This window comes from Herbaspirillum sp. RTI4, from assembly GCF_034313965.1.
Classification (GTDB): domain Bacteria; phylum Pseudomonadota; class Gammaproteobacteria; order Burkholderiales; family Burkholderiaceae_D; genus Herbaspirillum.
Map to the genome: position 1 here is coordinate 3,737,612 of NZ_JAVIWQ010000002.1, position 22,796 is coordinate 3,760,407.

A 22,796-nucleotide genomic window follows, 5' to 3' on the forward strand; every position below is an offset into this window, starting at 1 on the left:
GGACGCCATGCGCAGCATTGCCTTAGTCGATTGCAATAATTTCTACGTCAGTTGCGAGCGCGTCTTCCGGCCCGATCTGCTGCATCGTCCGATTATCGTGCTGTCGAACAATGACGGCTGTGCGGTTTCCCGCAGCAATGAGGCGAAGGCGTTGGGTGTCAAGATGGGCGCGCCCCTGTTCCAGATTCAGGATCTGGTGCGCCGCCATGGGATTGTGGTTTTTTCTTCCAATTACACGCTGTATGCCGACCTGAGCAATCGGGTCATGTCTATCCTGCGCGAGTTTTCTCCGCTGCAGGAAATTTATAGCATCGATGAAGCCTTCGTCGACCTCAGTGGTTTTAGCGATATCGCCACTCGTTCACGTTCGATGCGGGAGCGCGTTTATCGCGATACAGGAATTCCGGTGTGTGTCGGCATCGGCCCTTCTAAAACACTGGCTAAATTAAGCAATTTCGTGGCGAAACGGCATCCGCGCTCGCATGGCGTTTTTAACTTCAATGCGCTCTCCGTCCAGCAGATCGAGAGCGTGCTGAAAAATATTCCGGTGGAAGAAATCTGGGGTGTGGGCCGACGTCTGACGATGGCCTTGAACCAGCGGGGCATTGATACCGTGCTGCAGTTACGAGATGCCGATGTTGCCGCCATGCGCCAGGGTTTTGGGGTGGTGATGGAAAAGACTATCCGGGAACTGCGCGGTGAAGCCTGTATTGAGTTGGAAGAAGTTGCGCCGCCGAAGAAGCAGATCGTCAATAGCCGTTCGTTTGGCCACGCCGTGACCACCATCGAGGATTTGCAGGATGCGCTGGCGCACTTTGTCAGCAACGCGGCGAGGAAACTGCGCGATCAGCATTCGCTCGCTGGCCTGTTGCAGGTGTTCATCATGACGGATCGGTTCAGGGAAGATCGCCCACAATACTGCCCGAGTATCGCGATTCCGCTCACCGTTCCTACCGCGCATACCATGGTGTTGCAGGGTTGGGCGGTGGCCGGGCTTGCGGCTATTTATCAGTCTGGATTTCACTACAAGAAGGCGGGGGTCATTTTCAGCGATATAGGTGACGCCTCGCTGTATCAAGGCGATCTCTTCGCTGCCGCACCCAAAAATCCCGCGCTGATGACGACACTGGATGCGATCAACACTCGCTACGGCAAGGGCACATTGAAGCTCAGCCAGGACAGTTCAAGGCCGTCGTGGAAAATGCGGCAGGAAAGGAAATCACCGGAATACACGACCAACTGGGATGAATTGCCGGTTTGTGGATAATTGATTACGCTGTTCGCTTTGGCGTTCGGCTTCCACGATCCGCTATTGCGAATGAACCTGCAATTCGTCAGTGCCCGATCATTACAGGTGACGTTGTGCGTCCATACAAAAATCCCAGATTCCTTCGACCCGAAGTGCGTATGCAAAAACCCTGAATACCGAACCAACAGCACCAAAGAGCGGTCTACCGAATACCCTCGAGTCCACCAACATCACTGAACTGAACCGTACCGGATTTTTACTACTGCCATGCCACACCACTGGGTCTTGCCAAACACTCCGCACCTTTGGCGTGTAGTATGAAGTTTAGTTTTATCAACTTCGCTTGATCAATAGATGTTGCCCACCTCGAACTCCGGCGGCTATCCGCCAAAAAAGCCGTTCCTCGTCGGCGCTGTTTAACTAGCTGCGAGGGCAACTCCTTGCCGAGCAAACCTCTTCAATTTAAGGACTATATGAACATTGGAATCATTGGGGCCGGCCACATCGGCAGCGCCCTCGCTATACGCCTCGTCAGCCTCGGACACTCGGTTTACATTGCCAACTCGCGCGGGCCTGAAACGCTGAAAGACGTGGCCCAAAAAACCGGCGCCAAGCCGGTTACGGTTCAGGAAGCGGCCCGCCACGGCGAAATCATCGTAGTCACCATTCCGCTCAAAAACATCCCCGACCTGCCCAAAGACCTGTTCGCAAACGTGGCGGCCGACGTACCCGTCATCGACACGAGCAACTACTACCCCATGCTGCGCGACGGCCAGATGCCGGAGCTGGAAACCGGTGAGCTCACAGAAAGCGAATGGGTGCAGCAGCACCTGGGCCGCCCGGTAGTGAAGGTATTCAACAACATCTACGCCGAACACCTTCAAAACAAGGGACTGCCCGCAGGCACACCTGGCCGCATCTCCCTACCGGTGGCCGGCGACGATGCGGTGACCAAGCAGAAAGTCATGGCACTGGTTCAGGAACTGGGCTTTGACGCTGTAGACAACGGCAGCCTGCACGAGTCGTGGCGGCAGCAACCCGGCACCCCCTCTTACGGTGCCGACCTGCCCGCCGACAAACTGCGCGAGCATTTCACCAGTCTGGGCCCCCGCCGCACCGAGGCTCAACACGCCGAGTACCTGGCCAACCACGCCAAGCAGGAACAGGCAATGGCTGCGCAAGGCATCAAACTGAAGTAGCGGCCTGCCAAATCACCGGCAAACCCAAACGCCGGGGAATAGCACCCACCTTATTTGTGCATAGTCCATCTGGCAGTAAAAAAAGTTATAGCTAGCTGCCGCACCAAAGAACGCGGAAGCCAATAAGACACCCATTAACGCCCATTTTCTTAGTCACCTTTAAATGGCCGTTAATGGGTGTCTTATTGCTTCCATGCTTCATTCTGACTCTTTGCTGATCACCCCTGACATCCTCAAGCTGATTGCTCGAATTGACGAGTTCAAAGGCGCTTGGCGTGCATTGAGAACGCTTGCGCCTGATCGGCTCTCAGCCTTGCGCAGCGCGCCATTCGGACAGAGGCCCCGACTGGCAACCATGGGGGGTATTTTTTCTGCGATCGCTGGCAGAGCAGGTTCGGGGATTGGAGAAAAAAATAGAACGTGAAAAAATCGTATTGCCGGCTTTGCCGGAGCTGTCGTTGCAGATCGTCGAATCTGCAGCACATGCGGCACAAGGAACGCTCCTAAGCCCGGGCAGTTTGATCTTCTTCCACGCATCGAATCATTAGGAAATCATCGGCCGGTCGACAAAGCGCAAATGGCCTTGCTTGATCCAGACGTGCGCGCCCTGATTTCCAGCTATTGCCGCAAGCCGGCCACCCCGAGGCAAGCGCACCCAGGACATGGCATCCAGTCGGTCGCCGATGTCGGCGTCGGTGAAGTCCCCCGCCAGCACAAGTAATTCAGCACCGTCGGTGCAGTTGAGATGTACGTGTGCGCCAGCTTGCCAATACTCAAGCTGGACGGTTTCACGTTCATCTTCGAACAGCGGCGTGACCGCGACGCCGGGACGGGTCGGGTCGCTGACCCTTTCCATCTTGTGCATGTCGACGACGACATGGGTGCGATCATCCGGCGCAAATTGCCAGAGCTTGACGAAAATGATGCAGCCTGATGCAGAACCCGGCGTGTGTCGGCTGGTGGGAGGATTACGGATGTAGGAACCGGTGGGATAGTCGCCGTGTTCGTCCTGAAACACCCCTTCGAGCACGATGAATTCTTCACCGCCGCTATGCGTATGCGCCGTGAACTGACTGCCCGGAGCATAGCGAACAATCGTGGTCGCACGCGCGACTTCGTCGCCGATGCGGTCTAGCATCCGGCGCTGCACGCCTGCTACCGGAGAATCCACCCAGGGCATGGTCGCGCCGTGCATAACGACGCGTAAATTGAAATCAGCATTAATGTCCATGTGTGGATTCTGTCCTTGTCTTACGTTATGCGAACTGGTCGATCAACTACCCGTGCCACCCATGCTGGTACGCTTGGCCATGCGAGCGCGCCAGGCGAACAGTGCGGTGCAGTCGGCAGGAATCGTGATTTTGGCGAAGTCTGCGAACGACAGGCCGACAAACAGTGTGATGTCGGCAACTGAAAAATTCTCGCCGGCAGCGAACGCTTGAGTGGCCAGCACGTCATTGAAATACTGCATTCCAGAAAGCGCGCGCTCATGCTGCTTCATGCCCCAATCCTTGTTATGGTAAAGCTCGAGCGCACCCAGGCCCGACGTGGCGTAATGAAAATACGCGCCCACTGCGTCCATGACACCTTGTTCCGCGCGGCGCTGCATCATATGAATCACGGCACGCTCCTTGGCTGTCTTTCCGGTCAGCGAAATTCCCTCGAATGCATGGTCGATATACTCGGTGATGGCGGTGCATTCGCTGATGAAGGTTCCATCGTCGAGTTCCAGCACTGGTACCGACGCACTCGGGTTCTTGCTGACAAACGCGGGCAGACGATGTTCGCCTTTCATTACGTCCACATGCACGAACTGCACTTTGTCGGTCGCGCCTTTTTCAGCCAGCGCGATGCGGACCCGGGCCGGATTAGGAAAACCTTCGTAGTCATAAATTTTCATGTTGGATATTTCCGTTGTTGGATGAGTTAAAAAATAAAATGCAAAAAGAGGAATAGTTTCCACCCCAGTATGGGGCCATCCGATATTTTTTCCGCGGGCAACTGAAGTGCTTTACATGGACATCATTTACGAAATACGCCGGCACCATTCAGTACAACCGCATTCGCTTTCTACCGTCGCCCGGAATATGGGGCTGTCCGACCGACAGTGCGAATTACTTCGCAAAGGAAGAGGTACCGACTACCGTCCTTGTATCAGCACTATTGCCATCTATCGCATCCGCAGGACGAGGCTGATCGCCGGTGTGCTCAATCCATCCGCCACCCAGGTAGCGATACAAATCCACCAGATTGGTCAGCCGTTGCAAACGCGCGGTGATCAGGACTAACTGCGAGTTGTAAAGGTCGGTTTGGGCGGTGAGCACACTCAGATAATTGTCTACGCCATTGCGATATCGCATGTCGGAAAGTTCCAGTCGGCGATTTTGCGAATTGGTATACCGCTCCAGGGACGTAATCTGCTTATCGTAGGTACCGCGAGCGGCCAGACCATCGGCGACTTCGCGGAACGCACTTTGAATCACCTTTTCATAATTGGCGATGCCGATGCGTTTTTGCACCTTTGCCAGATCAAGATTCGCTACATTCGCGCCGCCACTAAAAATCGGAATCGAGATCTGGGGAACGAAGGACCAGGCATTCGATCCTGTGCTGAATAAGCCGCCAAATGAAGGCGATAAAGTCCCCAGCGTGCTGGTGAGCGAAATGGTGGGGAAGAACGCCGCCCGCGCAGCCCCGATGTTGGCGTTCGCACCGATGAGGGTTTGTTCTGCCGCAGCGATGTCGGGACGCCGTATCAACAGATCGGAAGGAAGATTGGCCGGAATGTCGGCAAGCAAATGTTGACTATCGAGCGGAAGACCGGCAGGCAGATCATCCGGCAGTGGTTGACCAACTAACAGGACGAGTGCGTTTTCTGCCTGCGCCCGAAGTCGCAGTTGTGATTGCAGATTGGCGGCAGCCTGCTCCAGAAGCCCCTCCGACTGGCGCAAAACAAGTTCCGATCCGGTGCCGGTGTCAAATTGAAGTTTGGCAATACGGAACGATTCTTGGGTATTGGTCAAGGTATTGCGTGTAACGAGCAACTGATCATCATAGGCAAGCATGGTCAGGTACTGGGATGCGACCGAAGACAAAAGCGAGATTTCACCTGCTTTGCGCGCTTCGGCAGTGGAGAGATATTGCGCCAGCGCCTGATCCTTCAGACTGCGAATTCTGCCGAAGAAATCGACTTCCCATGAGGCATTGAGTCCGACAGAATAGAGAGTTGAATTCGTCTGGTTACTCGTGGACAGATCCAGTGGCGTACGCGATCTGTTTTTTGATGCGCTGGCACCGACCGACGGAAACAAACCTGCGCGCGTGATCTGATATCGCGCCTGCGCGGCTTCTACGTTGAGCATGGAGACGCGCAGGTCACGATTATTTTTCAATGCAAGTTCTTCTATCCTTTGCAGGCGTGCATCGGAGAAAAAATTGCGCCAGCCTATATCAACAGCGGCCTGACCATCGGCGCTGCCACCATTGCTGGTGGCAGCAGCGCGGTCTGGTTGCGCGTCGTACACCCCTCCGGTAGGGAAAGAGGTAGCGACAGGCGCATCGGGTCGTTCATAGGTCGGCTGTAAGGAGCAACCCGCCACCAGAATGGCGGCTGCGGTCGCGAAGAGAGAGCGTTTTAACATATCAGTGTTCCTCGCTAACTGTGCCAACTGAGCCAACTGAGCCAACTGAGCCAGCATCGCCTTGATCAGACGGCCCGGTTGTGGGCTTATCTGTTTTCTTAGCCTTACCATTTTTACTGATCACAACAAAGAACATCGGAATCATAAAAATCGCGAGGAAGGTTGCGGTCAGCATCCCACCAATCACACCGGTACCAATCGCATGTTGGCTGGCTGAACCTGCGCCGTTACTGATGGCCAGTGGCAGCACGCCCAGAATAAAGGCGAGCGAAGTCATCAGGATCGGACGCAAGCGCAAGCGTGCCGCTTCGACGGCGGCATCCACCGTACTCATTCCCTGCAGTCGCAAGTCACGCGCGAATTCGACGATCAGAATCGCATTCTTCGCAGACAGTCCCACGGTCGTTAACAAGCCGACCTGGAAGAACACATCGTTTTCCAATCCGCGCATCGAGACCGCGGCCAGCGCCCCCAATATGCCGAGCGGCACGACCATGATGACCGAGAACGGAATCGACCAGCTTTCATACAGCGCAGCAAGGCTCAGGAACACGACGAGGATAGAGATCGCATAAAGCAGCGGCGCTTGCGAGCCGGACTGACGTTCTTGTTTTGACAAGCCAGTCCACTCGTAACCTACGCCTGCCGGCAATTTGGCAGCGATCGCTTCCATTGCTTCCATTGCCTGACCGGTCGATTTACCCGGTGCGGCAGCGCCCTGAATTTCCACTGCAGAAATCCCGTTATAGCGCTCTAGTTTGGGGGAGCCGTAAATCCAGGTACCGCTGGCAAAGGACGTGAACGGCACCATGCCACCGGTGGCATTGCGTACGTACCATTTATTGATATCTTCCGGACTCATGCGGAATTTTGCATCCCCTTGCACGAACACTTTCTTGATCCGGTTATCGGTATCGAGAAAATTATTGACGTAAGAGGCACCCCAGGCGATGGAGAAAGTCTGGTCGATATCGGCGGCCGCCACACCCAGCGCATTGGCTTTTTCACGATCAATGGTGACCTTGAACTGCGGTGTGTCGCTCAAACCGTTAGGCCGCACCAGCGCCAGCATCGGGTCTTTCGCTGCCATGCCAAGCAAGATGTCGCGCGCTTCCATCAACTTCGCGTGACCCACACCGGCCTGATCCACTAATTCCATATCGAAGCCCGATGCAGTACCGAGTTCAGGAATGGAAGGCGGACTGACCGGAATGATGGTCGCGCCTTTGTAATTGCCGAAGTGTTTAAACATCCGCGCCACCAGTGCCGGAACCTTTTGGTCTTCTGCCTGACGATCTTTATAGTCCTTCATCTGTACGAACAGCAGACCAGAGTTCTGACCGCGGGCGGCAAAGCTGAAACCATTGATCGAGAAGGTGGCGTTGACAACGCTCTTTTCGTCCTTGCGCAAATAATCAGTCACATCGGCAATCGCCTTGGCAGTACGTTCCTGCGTCGAACCGATTGGCGTTTGCACCAGCACAAACATCGTGCCCTGATCTTCATCCGGCAAAAACGATTTGGGCATTTTTACAAACAAAATACAAACCGCTACGATGATGGCGCCGTAGATGATCAGCCAGCGCCCGGAGCGTTTGATAATGTTGGCAACGCTGCTATGGTATTTTTCCTGACTTTTGCCAAAGGCGCGGTTAAACCAGCCGAAGAAACCGGTTTTTATTTCATGGTGACCTTTGGGAATCGGCTTGAGCAGCGTGGCGCACAGTGCCGGCGTCAGAATCAGCGCAACCAGCACGGACAAGACCATCGCCGCCACAATCGTCAGCGAAAACTGGCGGTAAATCGCACCCACTGAGCCGCTGGAGAACGCCACCGGCACGAACACTGCCGACAAGACCAAGGCCACACCGATCAAGGCACCGGTAATCTGACTCATGGCTTTGCGGGTTGCCTCTCGAGGCGACAAGCCCTCCTCGGACATGATGCGTTCGACGTTTTCCACCACCACAATCGCATCATCCACCAGCAGTCCGATGGCGAGCACCAGGCCGAACATGGACAGCACGTTGATGGAGAAACCCACCGCCGACATAATCGCGAAGGTTCCCAGCAGCACCACTGGCACAGCGATCGTAGGAATTAACGTCGCCCGGAAATTTTGCAAGAAGAGATACATGACCAGAAACACCAGCACGATCCCTTCGAGCAGTGTCTTGAATACTTCTTCAATCGACAGCTTGACGAACGGCGTGGTGTCATATGGATAATTGACCTCCATGCCCGCCGGGAAATATTCCGACAACTGATTGATTTTGGCGCGCACCGCGTCGGCCGTATTGAGCGCATTCGCGCCAGTGGCGAGCTGAATACCAAAGCCAGCGGCTGGCTGGCCGTTGTATTTGGTATCGAAGTTATAGTTCTCCGCGCCCAGCTCAATCCTAGCGACATCTTTAATTCGTACTTGCGATCCGTCGGCATTGACCTTCAGCAGCACGTTGCCGAACTGCTCAGGCGTTTGCAGCAAAGTTGACTGCGTGATCGTCGCCTGCAACATCTGACCGGGTACTGCCGGTGTACCGCCGAGACTACCGGCGGCGATCTGTACATTCTGGTTGGTGACCGCGTTCTTGACGTCCAAGGGAGTCAGGGCGAAATTAGTCAGTTTGCTGGCGTCAAGCCAGATGCGCATCGCGTATTGCGAGCCAAAAACCTGGACGGTGCCGACTCCATCGATACGGCTGATTTGATCCTGAACCTTCGATGCCACGTAGTTGGTCAGGTCATTCCGGTTCATGCTGCCGTCTTTGGACGTGAAGGCCATCGCCAACAGAAAGCTGCTACTGGATTTGGTGACCTTGGTGCCGTTTTGCTGCACCGCTTGTGGCAGCAGAGGTGCGGCGAGTTGCAACTTGTTTTGTACCTGGACTTGCGCAATATCTGCGTTGGTACCGGGGGCAAATGTGAGCGTGATCACGGCGCTGCCGGAATCATCGCTGGAGGAGGAAAGGTAAAGCAAATGATCGAGACCACTCATTTGCTGCTCAATCACCTGCGTGACGGTATTTTCAACCGTACTTGCCGAAGCGCCCGCATAGTTGGCGCTAATCTGAATGGCAGGCGGAGCGATCGTTGGATATTGCGCGACCGGTAAGTTGAAAACGGATGCTAACCCTGCCAGCATCAAAATGATGGCGATCACCCACGCAAAAATGGGGCGATCTATGAAGAAATTTGCCATGAAGCGAGCTCCTGATTATTTCGTGCCGGCGGCCGCTGGAGCGGAAGCCGCTCCTTGTGCGTCGCCGGCATTATTCGGACCATTCGTGGCTGTAGTTTGGGTTGCCGTTGCAGGCAGAGTGGCAGGGATGGCTTTAACGAGTAGGCCAGGCTTGACCTTGTCGACACCCTCAACAATCACCCGGTCACCCGCAGCGAGGCCGCTTTCAACGACCCAGTTGCTGCCGTAGGTGCTGGAGGTGACCAATACCCGTCGCACGACCTTGTTATCCGAACCGACCACAAGTGCAACGGCCTGTCCCTTCTGGTCATGCGATACGCCGATTTGCGGCACGATCAGTGCTTTGTCGTTGACGCCTTCATTGATCGTTGCGCGCACAAACATGCCCGGCAGCAACACCCGACTTTTATTCGGGAAAATGGCTCTGACAGTGACCGACCCGGTACTGGGATTGACACTCACATCCGAAAACTGGAGCGTGCCCGTCTCTGTATAAGGACGACCATCTTCAAGCACCAAGGTGACCTTGGCCGCATTTTCGCCAGTGGTTTGCAGACGTCCTTCTTGCATCTGACGACGCAACTTAAGGCCATCGACGCTCGATTGCGCCATATCGACGTAAGCAGGATCAAGCTGTTGCACGGTCGTGAGCAAGGTTGCCTGACTCGCTTGCACAAACGCGCCTGGCGTTACCGCCGACAGACCGATACGGCCAGAAACCGGCGAGGTCACATCGGTGTAGCCGAGATTGATCGTTGCCGTATCCAGCAGCGCCTTGCCGGATGCCACATCGGCAGCGGCCTGACCCTGGGTTGCCACTGCATTGTCGTAATCCTGCTTGCTCACAGCGTTACCTGCGACCAGTATTTTGTAGCGCGCAATCTGCGCATTTTGCGTCACCAGATTGGCGTCGGCCTTGGCCAGCGTCGCTTTGGCCGTGTTCAGCGCAGCGATGTACGGTGCCGGATCAATCTTATACAGACGCTGCCCGGCCTTGACATCGGCCCCTTCGACAAACTCACGACGAAGGACAATGCCATCGACCCGTGAACGCACCTGCGCAACCAGAAAAGCACTGGTGCGGCCCGGCAATTCGTTGGTGACTGGTACGGAGGAGGTCTTAACGGTGAAAACGCCTACTTCAGGCGTAGTTTGCGTTGCTGCCGGAGGTTTTTGGTTGCAAGCTGCGAGAACTGCAGCGACTGAAATGATAGTAACTAAGCGATAGGAAATCCATTTAAAGCGCATGTGTAGTCCTTTGTTGATTGCAAAAAAAAGAGTTCTTTTTTTTGCAACTGCATATCTTTATAGCAAGTAGGACGTTACGAAAATTGTACTTTGATTTGACTTTTTTTATTTCCCAAGGGCATTAATAGAAAATGTGCGTAAGAATTGAGCGCATTGAATGTGAGAATAAGGGAAGGTAAAAAATGTTTTTCAGACAACTATCCGGATCGCATTTTCCCCGCAAGAAAAGCGGCTCTCATCGTTCGGATTAGCTATGCAAAGGCAGAAATGCAGCGTGAGGAACGCGGCACACAGAGTCCGCTTTATCACCGAGACCGGTAAGTAAGTCAGGAATGATGCGGGGTCATCAAATCCGGCCAGTCGCGCTGAGGGCGCGACAGGAGCGAGAGGCGTAAAGCTTCGTTCTCTATTTCGGATCGACCGGAAAGCTGCGCAAATACGCCAATAAATTGGCAAGCTTCTTTTCATCGCTGATGCCCCAGAAACTCATTTTGGTTCCGGGAACGACATTGCCAGGGGAGTTGAGGAATTTCGTCAAAGACTGTTCCGACCAGACGATGCCGGATTTTTTCATCGCGGCCGAATAGCGCTCTTTGTAATCCGGCGAGCTGCCTGCCACCCGTCCGAAAATACCGTTAAGCTGCGGCCCAAAGCCCGAGCGCGCATCCGGCCCCACTGCGTGGCAAGAGGCACAGGTCAAACTCAAAAACAGCGCCTTACCCGCGACGACATCCCCCGCCGCGTAAGCCCGCGGTAACTGGCATACCAAAGCTGAGGCTACAGCAAAAACGAACGAGGTTCGCCTGACCATTCGCGGCGCACCGGAGAGGCGAGCCGATTTTTTTCCACACAAATTCATGCCAGACCTTCACTTAAGAGAACGTATTCAACGGCCTACTTTACACGTTTGAACGTCTCTCCGTTGCTGCGTATGAATTTTCTGCTGGCAAGCAATTTGATGGGCTAAGGAAGGAGCAAACGAACCTGAATTTCCCCTTCCATTACCCCCTATAAAAATATCCTCTCTGCATGCCGAAGGGTCCCGTCAGACAGCGCGTCTGGCGGAACTTATCGTTTTTTTTTCGGAACGCGAAAAGCGGAAAATCGACTTGGCAATGCCATGTAAATTACCGCCACGACAATCAATTGAAGCAACACCAGCAACACTCCCTGTCATTTAATGTCAATCACCGCATCGACCACCTTCACCGCTTTCGGCAACAACTGATAACGAGAAAAGGTATCGGCGACCTCCTGCTGCGCCGCAATCACTTGTGGCGTTAACGGAAACGCTACTCCCCACGGCTGACGCGCCAACACCTGCCGCCAGACTGTCAGTTTGACACCCGTATCCCGCGCCAGAAACTGCGCCGTCTGCGCCAGATGATGTCGGGCGTACTGCTCTGTCTGGTCGATTTCCTTGAGTGTGGCGCGCAATGCGGCCGGATAACTGATGGCAAACTGACGCGGCGCGATATAAAAGCCGTAATTTTCCGGCAACTCGCTCGCGCGGATCAAGACTCGCACACCACTGCTCGCTTCAACGTCCGCCAGACGTGGATCGGGCACGACCCATGCGGCCACGTCCCCACGCTCCAGCGCCGAGCGCGCCTCGCTGTACTGAAGATAGGCGAAGGAAACATCCTCCGGCTTCAATCCATTTTTTTCCAATGCCTTCAACAGCAAATATTGTCCGGCCGATCCTCTGGCTACCGCAATGCGCTTACCCTTGAGATCGCGCACGCTTTTCGCCGTCGAGGTTTGCGGCACGACTATTCCGTAATTGTCGCCGTAAGCAGCGGAATAAGCGACATAGCGGATATCCGGTGCGCGACCAGCCTGAGCGAATACCGGCGGCGTCGAACCGACGAAGCCCAGGTCGATGTCACCGGTATTGATCGCCTCTACCATTGGCGGGCCAAACGGAAATTCATACCATTTGACTGCCACACCATGAGTAGCAAGTACTTTTTCCAGATCTCCGCTCGATTTCAAAATGACCAGACTGTTGCCCTTCTAATAACCGATACGGATTTCCTTGGGCCAGCCGGACTGGGGTTCGACTGCATGTGCCACCCCCAAGCCAAACAGATTGACGGAAAGTAGCAAGGTGGATAACAACCGGGTCTTCAACAACGATCTGAACATGAAAAATTTCCTCTTGAATGAAAGTGCAGAATAGGTATCCGCCGTTGCGCGCACAAGGAAGTTTTTAAAAGATGCTTATGTGATTTTCGAATTTCATTTCCGCTGCTAATAAATACATAAAGAACCACCGTATGCCGCTCAATGTCATTGCGGTTTCCAGCGGCTCACCCTGCATCACTCATCACGAACGACCATCAACAGGGTACTGCGTTGCTAACTTGCTATCGCCCCCAATAAAGACATACGATAAAATTTCGATCACTCTAATTAAGGAAGCGTATGAATTCACACCTCACCCATAAACTCGCTCAACTCCCTTTCTCCCTTGCATGCTTGTTCTTAACAACGAGTGTTCTGGCGCAAACGTCGCATGCCTCGGTTGAGGCAGCAATTCCGACCGCGTTGATTGCCCGTGTCAATAAAGCAGTCGATGCCGATACAGCGCGTCTTACTGCCATCTTCAAGGATTTGCACCAGCACCCGGAAATAGGCTTTACCGAGACGCGCACAGCAGCGATCGTCGCTAAAGACCTCAGGTCGCTTGGGTTTTCTGTGACGGAAAAAATAGGCCAAACCGGGGTGGTTGGCGTATTCAAAAATGGTCCCGGGCCCACTGTCTGGTTCCGCGCTGACATGGATGCGAATTCGGTACGCGAGGCAACCGGGCTGCCCTACGCCGCCACCGCCAAACAACATCTGGCCGATGGCAGCGAGATTGACGTCATGCATGCCTGCGGCCATGACGCGCATGTGACCTGGTTGCTCGGCCTGGCCAAGACCATGGTTGCGCTCTCGTCCGACTGGTCGGGAACACTGGTGGTTTATGCTCAACCGGCCGAAGAAGTCGGCCTCGGTGCGCAGGCCATGGTCGATGACAATCTATGGCAACGCGGCTTCCCACAACCCGATTACGCCTTCGGTTCGCATACTGCGCCGGGGCCGTTGGGCTATCTGTCGAGTTCGCCGGGCGTGCGCATGGCGGGTGTCGATCAGCTCGATATTACGTTCAAGGGAATCGGCGGTCATGGCTCTTCGCCACAGGCAACAATCGATCCGGTGGTGATGGCGGCGCAGGCAGTACTGGCCTATCAAACCATCGTTAGCCGCAACCTCGATCCGCAGGCCGCAGCCGTAGTGACAGTCGGAGCCATCGTTGCCGGACGAGACAACAATGTGATTCCCGAGAGCGCGGTACTCAAGCTCAATTTGCGCTGGTTTACAAAAGAAGTGCGTGAGCAGATGCTCAAACGAATCGACGACATCAATAATGGCGTCGCGATTGCCGCAGGGGTCAGCGCCGACAAAATGCCGACGCGTGTAATGAAGGGCAACGCCGGGCCACTGGTCAACAACAAAGCCCTGGTGGAGAAGATCAACATCTCGCTAGAGGCGCTCATGGGCAAGGGCAAGGTCATCGACCAATTCCCGGCCGTGATGGGGTCTGAAGATTTTCAGGAAGTATTCCGCTCGCTCAATACGCCCTATGTCTTAATGATGATAGGCGTTGCGCCGCTGGACTTATTCACCAAAGCCCGTGCAGCAGGGAAAGAGGCCCCTTACTCCAACCATAACTCCGATTTCTTCGTCGACCTCGCCGCCATCCCGATTGGCGCGAAAGTCAATGCGGTAGCGGCTCTGAGCATTCTGGCAAAACGACGTTAGCAGACATTCTCCGGTCGCATCAATGTCGCGCACTAGGATGTCCTTGCGCTGCTGCATCCGGCCCATGCGCTCTGGGTCGTCGCAATAGCGCAAGACATTCTGAATGCAGCGAACTCCCAATAAAAAATTCCGTTAAAAGCTTCTGTTAAAAGCTTCCGTTAAAAATTGACCTTGAATAGCAATGCGGCCAATGCCGCACCGATTAATGGACCGACTACCGGCACCCAGGCATAACGCCAGTCACTATCGCGCTTACCAGAAATAGGCAGAATCGCATGCATGATGCGTGGGCCAAGATCGCGGGCCGGGCTCATCGCATAGCCAGTGGTACCGCCAAGCGACACACCGATACCCAGCACCAGCAACCCGACCGGCAAAGCGTTCATCGCGCCCAGACCGAAGCGCGGCGCGGCCATATTGAGCACGGCAAACACCAGAACGAAGGTGGCGACAACTTCCGATAGCACATTGAACGGCGTGTTACGGATGGCCGGGCCGGTGCAGAACACCGCGAGTTTGGCGTCGGCATCCGCAGTCGCCTCGAAGTGATCGCGGTAGACCAGCCATACCAACAGCGCACCGACCATGCCACCGGCCATCTGCGCCGCGATATAAGCGGGTACCTGATCCCATGGGAATTTATCGGCCAGCGCCAGTGCGAATGTCACGGCCGGATTGAGGTGACCTCCGCTAGCCGCAGCCGTACACAGTACCGCAACAAAAACCGCCATACCCCAACCGATGGCGATCACTATCAGGCCGCTGTCATGGCCCTTGGTTTTCTTCAACAGGACATTGGCAACGACACCTTCGCCCAACAGAACCAGCATAGCGGTTCCAACAAATTCAGCAAACAGGGGACTCATCATGATCATGCTCCATTGCTATTATGGGATCGCTGAATAAGTAGTGTGGACGGCGCAAGCAAAGGAAATGCGTGCTGCCGCACTCAGGTACGGACAGCATCGCTGATGCTGAACTTGCACCGCCAATAGCCTAATCAGATGTTGCTTAGGAAATTGTCAGGCACTCTTTCAGACTGTGTCGGCCCAGACCTTGCTGGCATTGATCGCCCGCTTCCAACCGTTGAGCAGCGTCTTAGTCTCACTGGCTTCCAAGCCGCGTGTGAAGCGATGATCGAGTTCCCACTGGCCCTGAATTTCTTCGATGTCCTTCCAGTAGCCCACCGCCAGTCCGGCCAGATAGGCCGCGCCGAGTGCAGTCGTTTCGGTAATCTTGGGCCGGATCACATCGACGCCGAGAATGTCGGATTGAAACTGCATGAGCAGATCATTCGCCGCCGCACCGCCATCGACCCGCAATTCATTGATCTTGTAACCCAGGTCGGCTTCCATGGCCTTGAGCACATCGTGTGACTGGTAGGCGATACTGTCGAGCGCTGCTCGGGCAACGTGCGCCGATGTCGTGCCACGGGTCAGTCCGAACATCGTGCCGCGGGCGCGCGCGTTCCAGTGCGGAGCGCCAAGACCCACAAATGCCGGCACCAGATACACGCCATCGCTGTTCGGTACCGACCGTCCCAAGGCTTCGATTTCCGATGCGTTGTGGATGATTCCCAGGCCGTCACGCAACCATTGCACTACTGCGCCGCCGATGAAGATACTGCCCTCCAAGGCATAGTTGACCTGATCCCCGATCTTCCAGGCCACGGTAGTGATGAGATTATTTTTGGATTCGACGGGCTTGTTCCCGGTATTCATCACCAGGAAGCAGCCGGTGCCATAGGTATTTTTTACCATCCCGGGCTGAGTGCACATTTGCCCGAACAAAGCCGCCTGCTGATCGCCGGCAATGCCCGCCAGGGGAATCGCGGAGGCAAATACGGTGGTCTTGGTCTTGCCGTAAATTTCAGAGGACGAGCGCACTTCGGGCAGCATGCTGCGCGGGATTTCCAGCATGTCGATCAGCTCGTCATCCCACTCCAGCGTGTGAATGTTAAACAGCATGGTGCGCGCGGCATTGGTGACATCGGTGACATGCAGTTCATGTTTAGTGAAATTCCATATCAGCCAGCTATCCACCGTACCGAAGCAGAGTTTGCCTTGCTTGGCGCGTTCGCGCGCGCCGGAAACATTATCCAGAATCCAGCGGATCTTGGTGCCGGAAAAATAGGAGTCGATAGGCAGGCCCGTTTTCGCCCTGACCATATCTTCCATCCCGCGCTGTTTTAAGTCATCACAAAACTCCGCAGTACGACGGTCCTGCCAGACAATCGCGTTGTAAACCGGACGACCAGTTTCACGATCCCAGACGATAGTGGTTTCGCGCTGATTGCTGATACCGATGGCGGCAATCGATGCGCCGTTGAGTCCTGCATGCGTGACCGCTTCTGCGGCTACGCCAGCCTGGGTCGACCAGATTTCTTGCGGATCATGCTCGACCCAACCCGGCTTGGGATAAATCTGTCTGAATTCTTTTTGCGCGACCGATACGATATCGCCAGCGTGATCGAACAGCACGGCACGCGAGCTGGTCGTCCCCTGGTCGAGTGAAAGAATGTATTGACCTTCCATGTTTGTCTTCTCCATTTGTATCACCTCAAAAAATGATGGTTATTTACGGATATGTGGATTTTTCCCCCGCTCTGTCAGCGCACATCTGATGAAGCAATGCGCGGCACAATCCCCGAGCTGCAATGAACAGCAATAGTCGCCGCACTTGCGTACGACTGCTTTTCTTTCCCGGAGATTGTGTCGCCTGCACCACTTTTCAGGTGGGTTCTTAGAGGAGGCATCAGCGCCCGCCGAAGCGACGCCGGATCACGCTATTGAGCCAGCGTGGCGGTTCTTTCAGATTGTGCGGTGAGCCAGTCGGCAAGGCGTTGCTGCGACAGCGCAGTAGCATGCAAGCCCAGTTTGGTGCGACGCCAAAGGATATCGTCGGCACTGATAGCCCATTCCTGGTCCATCAGATAAAGCGCTTCCATTTCAAACAGGCCCGGGCTCAGTTCTTCACCCAGAGTTTCCATAGAATCAGCGCTGCCCAGAAGTCGTTCGGCACGGCTGCCATAAGCGCGCGCATAGCGTTTGGCCAAGGAAGCCGGCAGCCACGGATGACGGGCCACGAAGCCCGCCAGAAAGGCATCGAAGTCGCCACCGGGCAGGTCCCCTCCCGGCAGTGCTGCCTTGCCGGTCCAGGCTGGCTGCTCGATTGCCAATGGGCCGGCAAGCAAGTCCAGGGCATCCTCAGCAAGACGACGGTAGGTGGTGATTTTTCCGCCGAACACCGACAACAAGGGGGCCTGATTTTCTGGCGCATCGACGTCAAGATGGTAATCCCGTGTGACGGCCGAGGGATTGGACGCATCCTCCTCCGCCAGCAAAGGACGCACACCGGAATAACTCCAGACCACATCAGCCGGCGTAATCGGCTTTACAAAATAGGTATTAACCGCGTCGCACAGGTAGCTCACTTCTTCCGGCGAAATGCTGACCTTGCTCGGATCGCCTCGATACTCTAAATCGGTGGTGCCGATCAGCGTGAATTCATTTTCATAAGGAATCGCGAAGATGATGCGTTTATCAGGATTCTGAAAAATATAAGCGTGATCGTGATCGAACAATTTGCGAGTAATGATGTGACTGCCTTTGACCAGGCGTAATTCAGCATGCTCGGTCTGTCCCATATTTTGTTGCAGCAGATTGCTGGCCCAGGGACCACCGGCGTTGACGATAGCCCGCGCTTGTATCGTTTTTTCCGGCTGCCCATCGCTACGCAACTGGATGCGCCAACTGCTGGCCTCGCGTTCAGCCGAAACAAAATAGGTATGGGTGAGAATCGTTGCGCCGCGCTCTTTTGCATCTAGGGCATTAAGCACGACCAGACGGGCGTCATCGACCCAGGCATCGGAATACACAAAGCCGCGCACCAGTAAATCGACCAGCGGCACGCCCGCAGGATGGCGTCGCAAATTGATGCCGCGCGAAGCGGGTAACAGTTCGCGGTGGCTCAGGTGATCGTATAAAAAAAGACCGAGGCGGATCATCCATGCCGGGCGCAAGCTGGCTACATGCGGCATCACGAAACGCAAAGGCCAGATAATGTGAGGTGCCAGCCGCAGCAATACTTCACGCTCCTTGAGTGCCTTGCGCACGAGACCGAACTCGTAATACTCCAGGTAACGCAAGCCGCCATGAATCAGTTTGGTGCTGGCGGAGGAGGTGTGTTCGGCAAGATCATCTTTCTCGCACAACAGTACGCGCAGACCGCGGCCTGTCGCATCTCGTGCAATGCCAACGCCGTTGATACCACCACCCACCACCACCAGATCGTATTGTTCCGGTTCTTGCATTTGATTAATTTCCACTCAGTCTCCTGACGAGATTCGTTCGGAGTTTTTCACGCCGAGGCGCACTCTAATCAATTTAGCTTACCACTACCAGCGTGCCTACGCCTTTAGTTCATTTGCTTTCGGCAACATCCGAATGTGCCTGATCAATGTTTGTCGCTGCGAAAAATGTAGGTATCGACGCGGCTGAAATTGAACTTTGAGGCCACGCACAATTTTGTACGTCGGCACATCTTGAATCAGGGAGTTACCTCTTCCCTGAAAAAAACCACCGTCATTTTTATTTTTTACAAACTAAACGCAGAGACCCGCAGCGACACAATGCCGGGGCGTTAATATGCGTCGGATCCGTAGGCAAGGAACGACAGCAGCGACAGACGATGCCTGCCGCTGTGCCGGAATTTCCCCACAAAAAAAACCAGGGCATCTCACCAATGGCCTGCCAGCAGGCGCTAGCCAGACGCTTATCTCAAAGCCTGATCAGGCCTCTGCAGGCGCAGGAACACGCAACATCGCATTGCTTAACAAGCCATAGACCTTCAGCCATACCGCCTTGATTTCCTCTGTGAACTGATCGCCCAGCACATCATCGAAAGCTTTTATCAGGGAAGCACCGACCATCGCATAATGTTCGTCCTTGACGCCGTAAGCGACATGCCTGACGCCAAGTTCTTGCACGATAGGCAAGAGCGCTTCTATATCTTTGGCCCCCCTGACGATTACACCCAGCATGGCAATCAGTTTCTTTTGCTGCTCCGCTGCATCGGTACGGAAAAGCTCCCTGAGATGCGGATAGGCTTCAAATAGATTCTGATAGAAAATTTGCGCAAACTCGGTTGCCACTGGCGTCAACAACTTCCATGAAGCGTCAACTATCATGATCTCGCTATCGAGCAGCGGCCCCTCCTTGACTGGTTCGGTTTTTGCGCCAGAGACTTTTGCTCGTTCACTAGCGACCCTGAAAGCCGCTTCTTTCTCTTCGGGCGACAAAATGGCGAGGGGAATTCCGGCATTCTTGAGGGCAACGATAGCCGCTTTCGATACTTCGTGATTCGCTATATAAATTGGAACGACAGAAACATCAAAGTAATAGTTAAGTGAATAAAGACAAATCGTCCCATTAAAATAATTCACCATTTTCTCGTGCAACAAAAATGGCTCCGGCGTACCAACTATCTGCCCGCAAGCAATTGGCTTTTTTACTCCCTGCATTATTGCTGCTTTTACTACTTCATAGGGAACTGAATGATCGACCGAAAATTCGAATCTATCCCGCCCCATTGAGGAGGGCAAACTATAATTAATAACCTTGGCAGTTGCCACATTACCGTTAGGCAAAAAAACAATATTATTGTTCTCACTAAGAACGGTAGTTGCCCGCCAACCAATATTTAAAACTTTGCCTCGCTCATCCCCTATTTTCACGTTATCCAACAACCTAAAAGGAGGATCTAAAGACAACAGTATTCCTGAGAAAGCATCCAGCAATATTTTTTGCAAAGCAAAACCGAGTATTGCCAGTGAAACCCCTGAAAGGACGAAAAAATTGGAATACTCGACCCCATAAGAATAATGGATATACAAAGCGCCGCTGGCGAGATAAATAAGCAGCATGGAAAACGATTTTGAAATATCCGAGATGGGTCTTTTAAACACATAATGCACCAACAATCCCCATATATATTTCTTAAATGCAAAATGAATTAAAACAAAAATGAGTAAAGCTAGTAAGAAATTCATTAACTGATGAGATATCACAGCACATTCTCCCAATATATAATCGAGGCTTTAAAAAGTGCATGAAAAAAATAATATGGATATTATTTTAACGCCTGTATGAAGATCCACGCCACCATACAATAAACAATAAAATAATAACGCAGTAAATTTATTTTATTTTTTTATAATAAATAATTATCAAGAAGAAATATTAAATTTCACTCCAGAAAGAGTATTGAATTCTTTCACTATTAAAAGGACATCTTTGCCAGACGCATTTCCATTGACCAACTGGACACAAGACCATTCATAGCTAACCGGATCGCAAGGTATTCCCGATCCAATATCAAATCTTTTGCCAGCAAGCGAATCGCCGCAGAGCCATAGAACACAACAATGAGCACAACAATGAGCACAACAAGGAGCGCAACAAGGAGCGCAACTCTGGTAAGACTTGCGGGGAATTCCTCGCACGACTCGGAATGATCACTACTTTGAAGTGGGTGCCAACGGTGCGCTGGGTCGAAGTCGCTTGATCGCAGCTGATTGATCGCAGCCACTGGGTCAAAGTCGCTGGGTCGAAGCCGCTGAGTCACAGCCGATTGATCACAGCCTTGCATCAGCAGAGTTTTCGCATGGAAATAATTATATTGCACGCAATCTAATTGCGAACTACAATTGACACATGCCCAAGAAAAAACCCGCCAACAATCCGGCTCTGCTCCTCGACAATCAGCTTTGCTTCGCGCTGTATTCGACCTCGCTGGCCATGACCAAGCTCTATAAACCACTGCTTGCGGAACTGGGTCTGACCTATCCGCAATACGTGGTGATGCTGGTCTTGTGGGAAACCGACGGCTTGATGGTCTCGGAAATCGGCGAGCGTCTTTTCCTCGACTCCGGCACCTTGACTCCGCTGCTTAAGCGACTGGAAACGGCTGGCCTCATCACCCGCTTGCGCGATACGGAGGATGAACGCCGGGTCCGCATCCGCCTCACGCCAGCAGGTGTTAGTCTTAAGGCAGACGCCACCACCATTCCTACTTGCGTCGCCAACCTGACGCAATGCGGCTTACCTGAATTACTTTCACTCAGCCAGGACATACAGGCACTCCGCGCCCGCCTGACCGCCTGAGTTTTAGAATCCTTGCACCTGTCAATTCATTCACTCACCCCTTCATTCACCAAAGGAAATACCATGACAACCAAACTCGACAAAGTCCTCTACACAGCCCACGCACACACTACCGGCGGCCGCGATGGTCACTCGGTCTCCGACGATGGCCTGCTCGACGTCAAGCTCTCCCCGCCAAAAGCAATGGGCGGCGCAGGAACAGCCACTAATCCAGAACAATTGTTTGCCGCCGGCTATTCCGCGTGCTTCATGGGCGCACTCAAGCACGTCGCAGGCGTGAAAAAAGTGACCGTACCGGCGGATGCTGCTATTGATGCCAGCATCGACATCGGCCCCATCCCGGCAGGTTTCGGCATCGCCGCCAAACTGGTCATTCATTTGCCGGGTCTGGACCGCGCTGTGGCGCAAGATCTGATCGATGCAGCACATCAGGTTTGCCCGTATTCGAACGCAACTCGCGGCAACATTGAAGTTGAACTGACGCTGGCCTAAAGGAACATTTGATTAAGCAGATGCGCCGCGTAATTGCTTAGTCAGAAATTGTTTCCCTGATCCCCGTATCAAGAAATAAAAAAAAGCACGCCGACGCGTTATAGCGCCGACGTGCTTTTTGTTTTCATCAATACACAGTTTTAAACGGACAAACCCCGGTTAGTACCAAGCCAGTCCCTGACAAATGTCGCGTATTGCTTATCGTGTTCACTCCCCTGCAGCAGATGAGAAATCACGCTTTGCTGATCTTCCATGCTGCGATGCTGCCCGAATTTCGCCTTGCCGCTGATCTGCGTAATATCGATCTTCACGCCGATGATGCCCTTGCTGAGCTGATTTCTATATTCATCGGGAAGCGTGACCTTATCCGACAATAAAGAAGGCTGGAAGCGTTCCAGCATCTCATCGAGCGAAGCCAGAAGCTCTTCATGCGTCTGTACATGCGCCACGCCTTTGACGGTCAATGCGGCATAGTTCCAGGTCGGAACGGCTTGCTCACGGACATAATATTTCGTCGATATATAGGTGTGCGCGCCCAAGAAACTCATCAGACAGGCCGACCCGTCAATCACTGCCGCCTGCGGATTGGCGCGGGCAAAATGCGCGTAAGCGTACTTGCCATCCTCCTTGAAAAGAAAGGGCAAGTGCGACACTTGCAGATCGGGAGTAAAGATCGATCCGAAGTCCACCCCCTGCATGAAACTGAGGCATTCTTCGGACGTCATCTGCGGGTCATGGATGGGATTCATGCGGCTGTCCTATTTTGGATTTACTAAGGAGCCTCTGAGTAAGCGT

At 53.8% G+C, this 22,796-nt stretch carries 19 protein-coding genes; 6 read left to right on the forward strand and 13 right to left on the reverse strand.

All coding sequences use genetic code 11. From position 1 onward, the window contains the following. Positions 1–7 precede the first annotated feature (7 nt). From RGU70_RS16645 to RGU70_RS16655, 3 genes are all read left to right on the forward strand, one after another. Positions 8–1,267 carry a Y-family DNA polymerase gene (locus RGU70_RS16645; RefSeq protein WP_322210490.1) on the forward strand — a complete coding sequence of 420 codons (1,260 nt, stop codon included), beginning with the start codon at positions 8–10 and terminating at the stop codon, positions 1,265–1,267. A gap of 455 nt (positions 1,268–1,722) precedes the next feature. Continuing rightward, the gene (locus tag RGU70_RS16650; RefSeq protein WP_322210491.1) at positions 1,723–2,448 is read left to right on the forward strand and encodes an NADPH-dependent F420 reductase; all 726 of its coding nucleotides are present in this window, start codon (positions 1,723–1,725) and stop codon (positions 2,446–2,448) included. A gap of 290 nt (positions 2,449–2,738) precedes the next feature. Further along, positions 2,739–2,996, forward strand: coding sequence for a hypothetical protein (locus RGU70_RS16655; protein ID WP_322210492.1), 258 nt, complete (start codon positions 2,739–2,741; stop codon positions 2,994–2,996). On the opposite strand, the gene RGU70_RS16660 is transcribed toward RGU70_RS16655, so the two are convergent. The 8 genes from RGU70_RS16660 to RGU70_RS16695 all read right to left on the reverse strand — a co-directional run bounded on the left by RGU70_RS16660 (position 2,993) and on the right by RGU70_RS16695 (position 12,684). After that, on the reverse strand, positions 2,993–3,679 hold the full coding sequence (locus tag RGU70_RS16660; RefSeq protein ID WP_322210493.1) for a cupin domain-containing protein: 687 nt from the start codon (positions 3,677–3,679) through the stop codon (positions 2,993–2,995). The genes RGU70_RS16655 and RGU70_RS16660 overlap by 4 nt on opposite strands. Positions 3,680–3,721: 42 nt before the next feature. Then, positions 3,722–4,411, reverse strand: a complete 690-nt coding sequence (locus tag RGU70_RS16665) for a glutathione S-transferase (protein WP_322210494.1) — start codon at positions 4,409–4,411, stop codon at positions 3,722–3,724. A 151-nt stretch (positions 4,412–4,562) separates the two neighbouring features. After that, on the reverse strand, positions 4,563–6,089 hold the full coding sequence (locus RGU70_RS16670; RefSeq protein ID WP_322210495.1) for an efflux transporter outer membrane subunit: 1,527 nt from the start codon (positions 6,087–6,089) through the stop codon (positions 4,563–4,565). Position 6,090: 1 nt separating this feature from the next. Next, complete coding sequence (locus RGU70_RS16675) at positions 6,091–9,288, reverse strand: efflux RND transporter permease subunit (RefSeq protein ID WP_322210496.1); 3,198 nt, start codon at positions 9,286–9,288, stop codon at positions 6,091–6,093. Positions 9,289–9,303: 15 nt separating this feature from the next. Then, on the reverse strand, positions 9,304–10,536 hold the full coding sequence (locus RGU70_RS16680) for an efflux RND transporter periplasmic adaptor subunit (protein ID WP_322210497.1): 1,233 nt from the start codon (positions 10,534–10,536) through the stop codon (positions 9,304–9,306). 406 nt (positions 10,537–10,942) lie between these two features. After that, on the reverse strand, positions 10,943–11,347 hold the full coding sequence (locus tag RGU70_RS16685) for a cytochrome c family protein (protein WP_322210498.1): 405 nt from the start codon (positions 11,345–11,347) through the stop codon (positions 10,943–10,945). Positions 11,348–11,709: 362 nt separating this feature from the next. Further along, a complete protein-coding gene (locus RGU70_RS16690) occupies positions 11,710–12,531 on the reverse strand; it encodes an aliphatic sulfonate ABC transporter substrate-binding protein (RefSeq protein WP_322210499.1) in 822 nt (273 codons plus the stop codon). 21 nt (positions 12,532–12,552) lie between these two features. After that, positions 12,553–12,684 (reverse strand): hypothetical protein, encoded by a 132-nt coding sequence (locus RGU70_RS16695; protein WP_322210500.1) that lies wholly within the window; start codon positions 12,682–12,684, stop codon positions 12,553–12,555. A 279-nt stretch (positions 12,685–12,963) separates the two neighbouring features. On the opposite strand from RGU70_RS16695, the gene RGU70_RS16700 reads away from it, so the two are divergent. Next, positions 12,964–14,346 carry an amidohydrolase gene (locus RGU70_RS16700; RefSeq protein ID WP_322210501.1) on the forward strand — a complete coding sequence of 461 codons (1,383 nt, stop codon included), beginning with the start codon at positions 12,964–12,966 and terminating at the stop codon, positions 14,344–14,346. A gap of 158 nt (positions 14,347–14,504) precedes the next feature. Here the strand turns inward: RGU70_RS16700 and RGU70_RS16705 are convergent, their stop codons facing one another. The 4 genes from RGU70_RS16705 to RGU70_RS16720 all read right to left on the reverse strand — a co-directional run bounded on the left by RGU70_RS16705 (position 14,505) and on the right by RGU70_RS16720 (position 20,395). After that, positions 14,505–15,212 carry an MIP/aquaporin family protein gene (locus RGU70_RS16705; RefSeq protein ID WP_322210840.1) on the reverse strand — a complete coding sequence of 236 codons (708 nt, stop codon included), beginning with the start codon at positions 15,210–15,212 and terminating at the stop codon, positions 14,505–14,507. Positions 15,213–15,380: 168 nt separating this feature from the next. Beyond that, positions 15,381–16,880 carry a glycerol kinase GlpK gene (glpK, locus tag RGU70_RS16710; RefSeq protein ID WP_322210841.1) on the reverse strand — a complete coding sequence of 500 codons (1,500 nt, stop codon included), beginning with the start codon at positions 16,878–16,880 and terminating at the stop codon, positions 15,381–15,383. 251 nt (positions 16,881–17,131) lie between these two features. After that, the gene (glpD, locus tag RGU70_RS16715; RefSeq protein WP_322210842.1) at positions 17,132–18,658 is read right to left on the reverse strand and encodes a glycerol-3-phosphate dehydrogenase; all 1,527 of its coding nucleotides are present in this window, start codon (positions 18,656–18,658) and stop codon (positions 17,132–17,134) included. Positions 18,659–19,135: 477 nt separating this feature from the next. After that, the gene (locus tag RGU70_RS16720; RefSeq protein WP_322210502.1) at positions 19,136–20,395 is read right to left on the reverse strand and encodes a globin domain-containing protein; all 1,260 of its coding nucleotides are present in this window, start codon (positions 20,393–20,395) and stop codon (positions 19,136–19,138) included. A gap of 664 nt (positions 20,396–21,059) precedes the next feature. Here RGU70_RS16720 and RGU70_RS16725 point away from each other — a divergent pair. Further along, positions 21,060–21,509 (forward strand): MarR family transcriptional regulator, encoded by a 450-nt coding sequence (locus tag RGU70_RS16725; RefSeq protein WP_322210503.1) that lies wholly within the window; start codon positions 21,060–21,062, stop codon positions 21,507–21,509. 63 nt (positions 21,510–21,572) lie between these two features. Then, positions 21,573–22,001, forward strand: a complete 429-nt coding sequence (locus RGU70_RS16730) for an organic hydroperoxide resistance protein (RefSeq protein ID WP_322210504.1) — start codon at positions 21,573–21,575, stop codon at positions 21,999–22,001. Between the two features lie 140 nt (positions 22,002–22,141). Here the strand turns inward: RGU70_RS16730 and RGU70_RS16735 are convergent, their stop codons facing one another. Then, entirely contained in the window at positions 22,142–22,750 is a 609-nt protein-coding gene (locus tag RGU70_RS16735) for an FMN-binding negative transcriptional regulator (protein WP_322210505.1), read from the reverse strand. Positions 22,751–22,796: the final 46 nt, after the last annotated feature.

Coding starts and splice junctions, on each gene's coding strand:
- RGU70_RS16645 (WP_322210490.1), top strand. CDS start 8: ATGCGCAGCATTGCCTTAGTCGATTGCAATAATTTCTACGTCAGTTGC.
- RGU70_RS16650 (WP_322210491.1), top strand. CDS start 1,723: ATGAACATTGGAATCATTGGGGCCGGCCACATCGGCAGCGCCCTCGCT.
- RGU70_RS16660 (WP_322210493.1), bottom strand. CDS start 3,679: ATGGACATTAATGCTGATTTCAATTTACGCGTCGTTATGCACGGCGCG.
- RGU70_RS16670 (WP_322210495.1), bottom strand. CDS start 6,089: ATGTTAAAACGCTCTCTCTTCGCGACCGCAGCCGCCATTCTGGTGGCG.
- RGU70_RS16675 (WP_322210496.1), bottom strand. CDS start 9,288: ATGGCAAATTTCTTCATAGATCGCCCCATTTTTGCGTGGGTGATCGCC.
- RGU70_RS16680 (WP_322210497.1), bottom strand. CDS start 10,536: ATGCGCTTTAAATGGATTTCCTATCGCTTAGTTACTATCATTTCAGTC.
- RGU70_RS16685 (WP_322210498.1), bottom strand. CDS start 11,347: ATGGTCAGGCGAACCTCGTTCGTTTTTGCTGTAGCCTCAGCTTTGGTA.
- RGU70_RS16695 (WP_322210500.1), bottom strand. CDS start 12,684: ATGTTCAGATCGTTGTTGAAGACCCGGTTGTTATCCACCTTGCTACTT.
- RGU70_RS16700 (WP_322210501.1), top strand. CDS start 12,964: ATGAATTCACACCTCACCCATAAACTCGCTCAACTCCCTTTCTCCCTT.
- RGU70_RS16705 (WP_322210840.1), bottom strand. CDS start 15,212: ATGAGTCCCCTGTTTGCTGAATTTGTTGGAACCGCTATGCTGGTTCTG.
- glpK (WP_322210841.1), bottom strand. CDS start 16,880: ATGGAAGGTCAATACATTCTTTCACTCGACCAGGGGACGACCAGCTCG.
- glpD (WP_322210842.1), bottom strand. CDS start 18,658: ATGCAAGAACCGGAACAATACGATCTGGTGGTGGTGGGTGGTGGTATC.
- RGU70_RS16720 (WP_322210502.1), bottom strand. CDS start 20,395: ATGAATTTCTTACTAGCTTTACTCATTTTTGTTTTAATTCATTTTGCA.
- RGU70_RS16725 (WP_322210503.1), top strand. CDS start 21,060: ATGCCCAAGAAAAAACCCGCCAACAATCCGGCTCTGCTCCTCGACAAT.
- RGU70_RS16730 (WP_322210504.1), top strand. CDS start 21,573: ATGACAACCAAACTCGACAAAGTCCTCTACACAGCCCACGCACACACT.
- RGU70_RS16735 (WP_322210505.1), bottom strand. CDS start 22,750: ATGAATCCCATCCATGACCCGCAGATGACGTCCGAAGAATGCCTCAGT.